This is a genomic window from Oleiphilus sp. HI0080 (assembly GCF_001635135.1).
The window spans coordinates 1-8,319 of sequence record NZ_LWFU01000244.1 but is presented as its reverse complement, the minus strand read 5'-3'; the positions used below and the strand labels follow the sequence as shown (position 1 = coordinate 8,319).

Annotated in this window: 9 protein-coding genes; 6 read left to right on the top strand and 3 right to left on the bottom strand. The window is 49.0% G+C overall.

Annotated elements, in window-relative coordinates; all coding sequences use genetic code 11:
* Nucleotides 1-147: 147 nt before the first annotated feature.
* Nucleotides 148-705: a DUF3365 domain-containing protein gene (locus tag A3751_RS02650; protein ID WP_068451775.1), complete on the bottom strand. Its 558-nt coding sequence runs from the start codon at nucleotides 703-705 to the stop codon at nucleotides 148-150.
* A gap of 130 nt (nucleotides 706-835) precedes the next feature.
* Here A3751_RS02650 and A3751_RS02645 point away from each other — a divergent pair, with 130 nt between their 5' ends.
* The 4 genes from A3751_RS02645 to A3751_RS02630 all read left to right on the top strand — a co-directional run bounded on the left by A3751_RS02645 (nucleotide 836) and on the right by A3751_RS02630 (nucleotide 4,788).
* Nucleotides 836-1,225 carry a hypothetical protein gene (locus tag A3751_RS02645; protein WP_068451773.1) on the top strand — a complete coding sequence of 130 codons (390 nt, stop codon included), beginning with the start codon at nucleotides 836-838 and terminating at the stop codon, nucleotides 1,223-1,225.
* 242 nt (nucleotides 1,226-1,467) lie between these two features.
* Nucleotides 1,468-2,367 (top strand): MbnP family copper-binding protein, encoded by a 900-nt coding sequence (locus A3751_RS02640; RefSeq protein WP_068451770.1) that lies wholly within the window; start codon nucleotides 1,468-1,470, stop codon nucleotides 2,365-2,367.
* 1 nt (nucleotide 2,368) lies between these two features.
* On the top strand, nucleotides 2,369-3,559 hold the full coding sequence (locus tag A3751_RS02635) for a methanobactin export MATE transporter MbnM (protein WP_082863012.1): 1,191 nt from the start codon (nucleotides 2,369-2,371) through the stop codon (nucleotides 3,557-3,559).
* Nucleotides 3,560-3,561: 2 nt separating this feature from the next.
* Nucleotides 3,562-4,788: a hypothetical protein gene (locus A3751_RS02630; RefSeq protein WP_068465949.1), complete on the top strand. Its 1,227-nt coding sequence runs from the start codon at nucleotides 3,562-3,564 to the stop codon at nucleotides 4,786-4,788.
* A 67-nt stretch (nucleotides 4,789-4,855) separates the two neighbouring features.
* Here the strand turns inward: A3751_RS02630 and A3751_RS02625 are convergent, their stop codons facing one another.
* Nucleotides 4,856-6,238: a cytochrome P450 gene (locus A3751_RS02625; protein ID WP_068451764.1), complete on the bottom strand. Its 1,383-nt coding sequence runs from the start codon at nucleotides 6,236-6,238 to the stop codon at nucleotides 4,856-4,858.
* Nucleotides 6,239-6,316: 78 nt separating this feature from the next.
* On the bottom strand, nucleotides 6,317-6,637 hold the full coding sequence (locus A3751_RS02620; RefSeq protein ID WP_068451759.1) for a 2Fe-2S iron-sulfur cluster-binding protein: 321 nt from the start codon (nucleotides 6,635-6,637) through the stop codon (nucleotides 6,317-6,319).
* A 180-nt stretch (nucleotides 6,638-6,817) separates the two neighbouring features.
* On the opposite strand from A3751_RS02620, the gene A3751_RS02615 reads away from it, so the two are divergent.
* Both A3751_RS02615 and A3751_RS02610 read left to right on the top strand, forming a co-directional pair.
* Entirely contained in the window at nucleotides 6,818-7,861 is a 1,044-nt protein-coding gene (locus tag A3751_RS02615; protein ID WP_231876827.1) for an AraC family transcriptional regulator, read from the top strand.
* 152 nt (nucleotides 7,862-8,013) lie between these two features.
* Nucleotides 8,014-8,319: hypothetical protein (locus A3751_RS02610; protein ID WP_156492218.1), on the top strand; the 306-nt coding region annotated here is incomplete at its 3' end.

The following is an 8,319-nucleotide window of genomic DNA, read 5'->3' as shown; positions in this document are numbered from 1 at the left end:
GGTCGATTATCGCAACAGAGGAACCTTTGAATACGTAACCGCCACACAAGGCTTTATGATTGGTTGGATCGCACGTTTTTAAGCGTTTTTCAGCAGCAAGACAAGCCGGCAATGTCCCGGCTTGTCTTCCAATAAAGATCTATCTTTTTAGTCCACGACAGTTTTACGTAGCGAAAACGCGCCCCGCAATTCGCCTTCAGTAAAACCCGTCGCCTGATCTTGAGGATACAAAGAAGCAATTTTTTTGGCCACCGGCGCTGCGATATCAGAACCATGACAAACAAGGCAGACCGCTGCAGTCGGAATCGCTTTCATATAACGAAACTCGCCATTTTCTATCTTGCTCGCCTCAAGCGCTATGGGATTCTCCCCCTCTGCTAGGCGCATCGCAAAATCCTGCATAACGCTGACTTCCCACTCATCAGGCGTATTTTCCGGATTACGCACCTTCAATGCGGTGCGGGCGACGCGCCATCCATTAGTGCTTAGTTGCGCTGCAATTTCCGGAGCGTTGACATGGCACACCTCAATGGCAGCAACCGGCCCGTCCGCCTTCATACTTGACTGAAGAGCGCCCTTCAAAGACATACCCAAAGATCTGGCGTGCTCTCTTGCCTCAGTGACTAAAGAATCCTCTGCCTGAACGCCAGCCACAAGAGCACAGTACATTGAAACGATCGCAGCAAAGATGTGTTTTCTCGTCATAATCCCCACCAAAGTATCCTGAATCCATTAATCCAATCTGTTCCGCAAAAAAGCGACACAAAAACGTTTTTATCACGCACAAATTACATTACTATTTGTGTGGCTATTACACTATAAGAATTTTTCATCCATGCCATCCTTATACGACGCAACACAGAAACCTCGCGCTAAGCATCGCTTTGTCGCGCACTGGTTGCTGTTTATGTTGTTGCAGCAAGCCATGTTCGCAACCGGAACGATGGCTGGGTCGTCGGCTAACGGCAACGGCTGGGTAATGCTTTGTATCGGGTCGTCCGATGTCGCACAACTTGTTTACCTTGGAGACCAAGAACATCCGTCTTCACACTCTCAGACCGAGCAATGCCCGTTCTCCGGCGGCGTTCTCGCCCACGCCTTCACGCCCGATCAGGTTGTTCATTTAGAACTATCCCTTCAAATCGATACGCAATACTTCCTTCGTTTATGCGAAGCGAGTCGGTATTTTAAGCTTCCTCGCGCGCCACCCTTTTCGCTCGTTTAAAAGCACACATTTCTGTTTACCGTTCTTAATGATCATGGCTTTACGCTTTGGTTCTGCAGCCGATGCTTGGTAATGCGCTCGACGTCGTAAGGGTCAAAAGTGCATAAGCCGGCTCGTCATAGACCTCGCGTGGGATTTCTCCAGCCCGTCTTAAGCACGGATAAAACGCATGAATGTGTGCTCACCCGTTTGTTCACAAATCACCCCACGAGGGTTCGAAAAACAAATTAAACGAGAGCACTATGAAACATCTTTACCTTGCAGCGCTTGCTAGCTGCGCCCTTTTATCTGCCTGTTCATCCAGTAACACCAGCGACGTTGGTGCAAACGAAGAGCGAGAAGTTGCGATCGCCTTTGCCGCCGAGGCAAACAATGTCGCTATCGATTGCACAACGCAATTAACGGGAATCGGCAACCCAAGTACTAACGCTACCGTTAAGGAATTTCGGTTCTATGTTCATGACGTTCGTCTTTTAGACGAAGCAGGCAAGTCTTACAACCTACAACTCAAGGACAACGACTGGAACCATCAGAATCTTACCCTGCTTGATTTCATGGACAGAGACACAAGCTGCAGCGGCTCAACGAAAGACACAAATACGGAAGTAAACGGCACGGTTACCGTATCCTCGTCGACACAACTCGTTGGGATCCAATTTACCTTGGGCGTGCCGAGTTCACTCAACCATCTCGATCGAGCAACGGCTCCAAACCCACTTGATCAAGCAAGTCTGCATTGGAACTGGCAAAACGGCTATAAGTTTGCTCGACTCGATATCGCGCCTGCCGGCGGCATCACCCGACCGAGTGATCTCGCGTTTAGTGCCGGTGTCTGGAACTTTCACTTGGGGAGCACGAACTGCGTTGGCGACCCTCAAACAGGCGATCCGACTACATGCTCAAGACCAAATCGCCCTACCTTCACGCTCAACAATTTTGACCCCGCCGGCGACGTTATCACTATGGATTTTGCAGCCTTGGTTGCAGATATCGATCTTAGCCAAGACCTAGGTGGAAAACCTGGCTGTATGTCTGGTGCGACGGATCCAGAATGTTCGAACGTCTTCAAAGCCCTAGGCATGGATGTCTCCATAGGTAACGCAGATTCAACCCTCACGCAAACCGTGTTCCGTGTGAATTAATATGTTGAGTGCTTACCTATTTCGCGGGATTTGCATTGCGCGCCCCGCTCTTTTTACCTCGTTTTTTTTGGGGCTGATCGCGTGCGGCGAAAGCAGCACGACCTATCAAGATAGTGCTTTAGCAACCGATTCCGCCGCGTTCAATTGGAACCTTCCAACGCGCTACCCTCTGCCCGTTGAGCCGCTAAACAACCCTATGACAGAGACCAAATTTCAGCTTGGCCGCCATCTATTTTATGACCCACGACTCTCTGGAAATGAATCCCAATCCTGTTCTTCGTGCCATGAACAAGCTCTTGGCTTTAGCGATGGGAAAACCACGCCTCGCGGATCGACCGGTGAAGAACTAGCACGAAACTCTCAAGGTTTAATGAATGCCGCCTATAACGCGACGCAAACATGGGCAAACAGCAGCTTAACCACACTTGAGCAACAAGCCTTGATTCCTCTATTTAGCGAAGCACCTGTAGAACACGGCATCACCGATAGCAACAAAGAACGCGTTCTTACAAGAATTCGAGATGACGCGCGTTACCAAGCGCTATTTTCAGCAGCCTACCCTGATCTCGGCGATCCAATTGACTTTAATAACATTCGAAATGCTTTAACGACATTCGTGCGGGGCATGGTCTCATTTAACTCGCCCTTCGATCGTTTTGAGCAAGGCGATGCCAGCGCGCTGAGTGATTCTGCTCATAGAGGAAGAAGGTTGTTTTTTAGCGAGGAGCTAGAGTGCTTTCACTGTCATGGAGGCTACCATTTAAGCGACTCAACAATGGATCGCTCGATGAGTTTCATTAATCGTCCGTTTCATAATACAGGCTTATTCAATATCGGCGGTAACGGCGATTACCCTGCCGACAACACTGGTTTGTTTGAGATCACCCAAGACCCCACAGACATGGGGAAATTTCGGGCACCGTCACTTCGCAACATCGCGCTTACCGCCCCCTATATGCACGATGGTAGCGTTGCCTCGCTAGAAGAAGTACTTGAGATTTACGCAGCGGGAGGACGTCTAATCAGCCAAGGGCCTTATGCTGGAGACGGCCGACAAAACCCGTTTAAAGACAGCTTTGTGAATGGCTTTGTAATGAGCGATCAAGATAAGGATGATGTACTCGCCTTTCTCCAAAGCCTCACCGATCAAAGCTTTATTTCCAACCCAAGATTCAGCAACCCATGGAATTGATCATGCGACTTTCTCAATTATTACTTCGTGTTGGACGATATAGCGCAGTGTTAATTCTCGCTGTGCCTGAATCAGCTCTGGCGCACGGAGACTTTCTATATATGCCACAAGCCAAGGTGCAAGCCGGTATTTATCTAAGCGCTCAAGACAAAGGCATCGCCGATGACAATCTATGGCAGATTCCCGGCGTTTTGATGGGCGGCGAAGCAAAAGGGAACGAGGCAGGATTCGCCATTAATGATGCAAACATTCGGCTCACTTGGGCAAATCAAGATGGCGTTTTTGCGCATACAGAAGTCTCGGCACATGGTCATGAGAATGACCTGGAAGCCAAAATAGAGCAGGCTTTTGGCGGGTATCACTGGACCAATACACTCGGCCACATCAAGTTAGAGGGCGGAAAAATGAAAGGAGCATTTAGCCTTCAGAACCCGCTTCACCCGAGTGACCGTAACTTCACGGACGCTTCGTTACCCTATCAGGCATTCTTGGGGGACCACTTTAATGATGCCGGCGCGCGCGCCCAATTTATGACGTGGCATGGCGAAAAGGGGTTGAGCACGTTTGGCACCGAGCTCTGGCGGGGCGACAGCTTTCCCGCAAATAAGCAAGCAGAAGGCCCAGCATGGGATGTCTTCGCACGTTACCAGCATACTGAAGGTCGTGTACAACTCACCGTTGGAGGATGGTATTTTCGATCAGAAGCTAACGAACGCAAAGATGATCGAACCGAGGGAGGCCATTCCCATGGCGCCGCTACCACGACTACGAATACCCGCTTCTCAGGCGATACTCAAATCAGCGGGCTAGAAACACAAGCACTATGGAAGCAGAGCGACACAACGACTTATGTCTTGGAAGGCGAGCTACTGCTCCATAACTCAGACGGTTTACTGCAAGATAATACTCGCCAGTCAAATGCCGAACTGAAGCAGCAAGGCTACAGCCTGTCACTTGGAGCACAGTATCTGAATCACCAGCTTGCGCTGCGCTATAGTGCTCTCAAAATCAACAATATACTTTCAGGAGCGGGATCAACGATATTGGGAAGCGACGCAGGGTTAGATGCGAATACGCATAGACCAGAACGTTTAGATTTATCCTATCAGTATACTTGGCACAACGGCTTAGCCTTCAGAGCCGAGTTTGTGAGCGATTCCAGTACTAAAGAGTCTTTAAACTACGGACGAGTCTCGATGCTTTGGGATGGCACGGTTTGGGAGCTATAAAGAACACAGTGAGAACTAGCGGGTTAGCATCATGCTAACCCGCTAATCGAGCGGCAGAAAAATCGAATTAAGCCCTCTCTGTGAGTTTCACTTTCAAGCTCGTGTAACCTTTCACAAAGTTAGACTGGACATACGTGGGCTCGCCAATGGTTTCAATTTTATCAAAGCGCTTCAGCAGCTCCTCCCATAGAATTTTAAGCTGCATCTCTGCCAAGCGATTACCCATACAACGATGAATGCCAAAACCAAACGATAAATGCTTCCGCGCATTCTTTCGATCAACCATGAACTGATCAGGGCGATCAATCGCGCGCTCGTCGCGGTTTCCCGAAACATACCACATCACGACCTTGTCGCCTTCTTTAATTTTCTGGCCGTTTAGCTCAGTGTCTTGCTTTGCGACACGACGCATATAGGCAAGCGGCGTCTGCCAACGGATTGTTTCTGACACCATGTTTGGCACAAGGCTAGGATTCGCTTTAAGCTTTTCGAACTCATCGGGGAACTGGTTTAACGCCAGCACTCCTCCAGTCATCGAGTTTCGCGTAGTGTCGTTTCCACCGACGATTAGCAAAACCATGTTACCGATAAACTCCATCGGGCGATCGATCATGTCTTTCGTGTCGTCATTCGACAGCAATAGGCTCATGAGATCAAAACCCAGCGTTTCGCCGGCCGCTTTCTTCGCTGCCTTCTCACGCCAAAGCAGGGAAAGCTCTTTTGCCATCTCAGCAGCAGTCTCGAAGCCCTCGGTTGTATTGCTCGAACCGCCCGTTGTTTCTGGCGAGGCGGATGCCACATCCGACCACTCAGCGAGTTTTCGTCGTTTGTCGTAGGGAAAGTCGAATAAGGTTGCAAGCATGCGGCTGGTCAATTCAATTGAGACACGATCAACCCAGTCAAACTCTTGACCGACAGGAAGGTGATCAAGCACATCACACGTTCTCTCTCGGATCAGCTGCTCCATTTCCTGTAAGTTCTTTGGTGCAACAACACCCTGTACCGCCTGCCGCTGCACATCATGCTTGGGCGGATCCATTGCGATGAAGGTTTGAATCTCGAGTCCCTCAGGCTGGGGGCCTATCGAAATAATCGGCTCAGCAGAGAACAGCTCGTGATGTTTATCAACATACATGATGTCCTCAAACCTAGTCACAGACCAGAAAGGGCCAAATGGGCTTTGCTTTTGATAGTGCACGGGGCACTCATCACGGAGACGTTTGAAGTATTCCTGCCAGCGGTTCTGTTTGAAAAGAAAAGGGTTGCTAACGTCAATATTTTCTATCGCCAAAGCGTCAACACTGGGCAAAGGCTTCTCTTCAAAAACAGGAATAGAACGCGCTAAACCAAGCGTCGCTTTAAGACGCTGAAATGCTTGCGCTCCTTTGATTTGAAGCGGAATGGGAATCACCGCTGCGCTCTTCTCTATTACCGGATCGAGTAACTTCATTTGATGCCCTCTAGCGTAAGTCTATTCTTATTGTCACGTTCAACCACACAGCATTCTCTTTCGCAGAAATGCGGCTGGTTACATTTGAAACTCCGGCAGCCGTACTACTAGCCCGTCCATTGCAGCGGTAACCTGAAGCTGACACGACAAACGCGATGTCGCTGCGCGTTCAGGCGTTAGGTCAAGCATTTGGTTTTCCTCTACGGCGGGCCCACCCACCTTCTCGGACCATGCATCGTCGACAATGATGTGGCAGGTGCCGCAGGCGCATGCGCCGCCGCAATCTGCATCGATGCCGGGGATGTCGTTATTGGTCGCTAATTCCATCAACGAAACCCCTTCCTCGATAGCAAGGGTATGTTCGGTTCCATCATGCTCGATAATCGTAATGCTGCTCATCTTTACCTCTTTCAGTTTTTACCCGACAACGTGCAAAAGCTTAATGCTCAACATTCGGCAGATTGAGGTCATTTAAAGACATCAGGAAGTCATATCAAGACATAAGGAGGTCATTTATTGACATCAAAAGGTCATTAAAAGACACTTAGTCATTAAGTTCTTGTGAAAGACTGAATACGAATGGAGCTAAAAAGCATCATGGAGCACGATATTTCGCCCGAAGCTGCGTCAATCCCTTCAAACTATTCGCGCCTTATTGCGCGCGCTCTAGGCCTGCTAACCCAAGATCTACCTACATTACTAACGAACACCCAAATTACGGTTGAGGAGTTTCTCGAAGAGAGCACGTTACTCACCGCAGACCAGCAAATTCGGCTCTTAGAAAATGCATTGCGCATCTCACAGAACCCAGCTTTTGGCTTAACCGTTGGGAAAATGCTCACCCCAGGCGCGCATGGCGCAATGGGCTTTTTAGTCAATAGTAGCCCTAACCTGCTCACCGCCATGCAGGCGTTTCAGACCTTTTCTCCGACAAGAATGAGCTTTGTTCGTCTCGAGTTAATTGCAGGTAAAGACTGGCTTGAATGTCACTACCATCTTGACCTAGATGTAAGCGAAGAAGTGCAACGATGTCTCGCCGAGGCTTCGGCTATAACCTTTTTTGATTGTGCTCAACATATTATTGGCAAACCTCTTGAGACAGCCATTACGCAATTCAAACACCGCGAACCGCCCTACCATCAGCGGTATGCGGAATGCATTCCTGGGCAGATCGCATTTGGGCACTCGCACACCGTGGTTAAAATTCCAATTGAAGTTTGTCGGATAGGAAATATCTCCGCAAACCAACAAAACTACCTGCTCGCATTTAAGCAATGTGAAGCGATGCTCTCGCAATTACATGCAGGCGAAAACAGCGTCGAGCTCAAACTAAAAAAGCTGATGCTCTCTCACCCGCCAGGGACACTCAGTGAAGAAGCGGCAGCGGCTTCCATGTTTATTAGCAAGCGTACGCTTGCACGGAGACTGAAAGTCGAAGGGGCCAGTTTTAGGAAAGTGAGAGATCATATACTGTCGCAACAGGCAACGAGCTATCTGCGCGATAGTAAGATGTCCGTTGAAGCGATTGCCGCAATACTTAACTATCATGACAGCTCCAACTTTCGTCGCGCTTTCAAGCGCTGGATGGGCATAACACCCGAGACGTATCGCAATCACCTTTAGAGGCTTTGTCATACCCGCTTGCCCATTGGTCTTTCTAGTGAAAAGACATAGGCCTCGGAATAACTTTTATTTCCATCGTTCTCTACTATCCTTTTGCTTCCCAACTTTGAATCTGCGTCGCGTTTTCAGATAAGCGAAACAAAAGAGGCAGTATGAAGATTAAAACCAAACAAGTTTCAGGAACGCTTCTTCTTCTCATTTCGAGCCTACTATTCGTTGGGCTCACTGCTATTTACTTGGCAAGTTCAAAATCCACACAAACGATCGCCACGATTACAGAAAGCAAGCTCACCTCGATACTGGCGCTCAAAAAGTCCCACATAGAAGATTATCTGAGCGGGGTAACCAAGCAATTTGCGCTCATGTCTGCCGATCAAAACACCGGCGCTGCAAGCTTTCATTTTGACTCTACTTTTGATTCGTTCGAGCAATCTAGTGGTATCTCACAGAGCCAAAAA

Excerpts from the sequence above, each read along its gene's own strand:
- A3751_RS02625 (WP_068451764.1), bottom strand. The coding sequence starts at position 6,238 with ATGAAGTTACTCGATCCGGTAATAGAGAAGAGCGCAGCGGTGATTCCC.
- A3751_RS02630 (WP_068465949.1), top strand. The coding sequence starts at position 3,562 with ATGCGACTTTCTCAATTATTACTTCGTGTTGGACGATATAGCGCAGTG.
- A3751_RS02620 (WP_068451759.1), bottom strand. The coding sequence starts at position 6,637 with ATGAGCAGCATTACGATTATCGAGCATGATGGAACCGAACATACCCTT.
- A3751_RS02635 (WP_082863012.1), top strand. The coding sequence starts at position 2,369 with ATGTTGAGTGCTTACCTATTTCGCGGGATTTGCATTGCGCGCCCCGCT.
- A3751_RS02615 (WP_231876827.1), top strand. The coding sequence starts at position 6,818 with ATGGAGCTAAAAAGCATCATGGAGCACGATATTTCGCCCGAAGCTGCG.
- A3751_RS02640 (WP_068451770.1), top strand. The coding sequence starts at position 1,468 with ATGAAACATCTTTACCTTGCAGCGCTTGCTAGCTGCGCCCTTTTATCT.
- A3751_RS02650 (WP_068451775.1), bottom strand. The coding sequence starts at position 705 with ATGACGAGAAAACACATCTTTGCTGCGATCGTTTCAATGTACTGTGCT.
- A3751_RS02645 (WP_068451773.1), top strand. The coding sequence starts at position 836 with ATGCCATCCTTATACGACGCAACACAGAAACCTCGCGCTAAGCATCGC.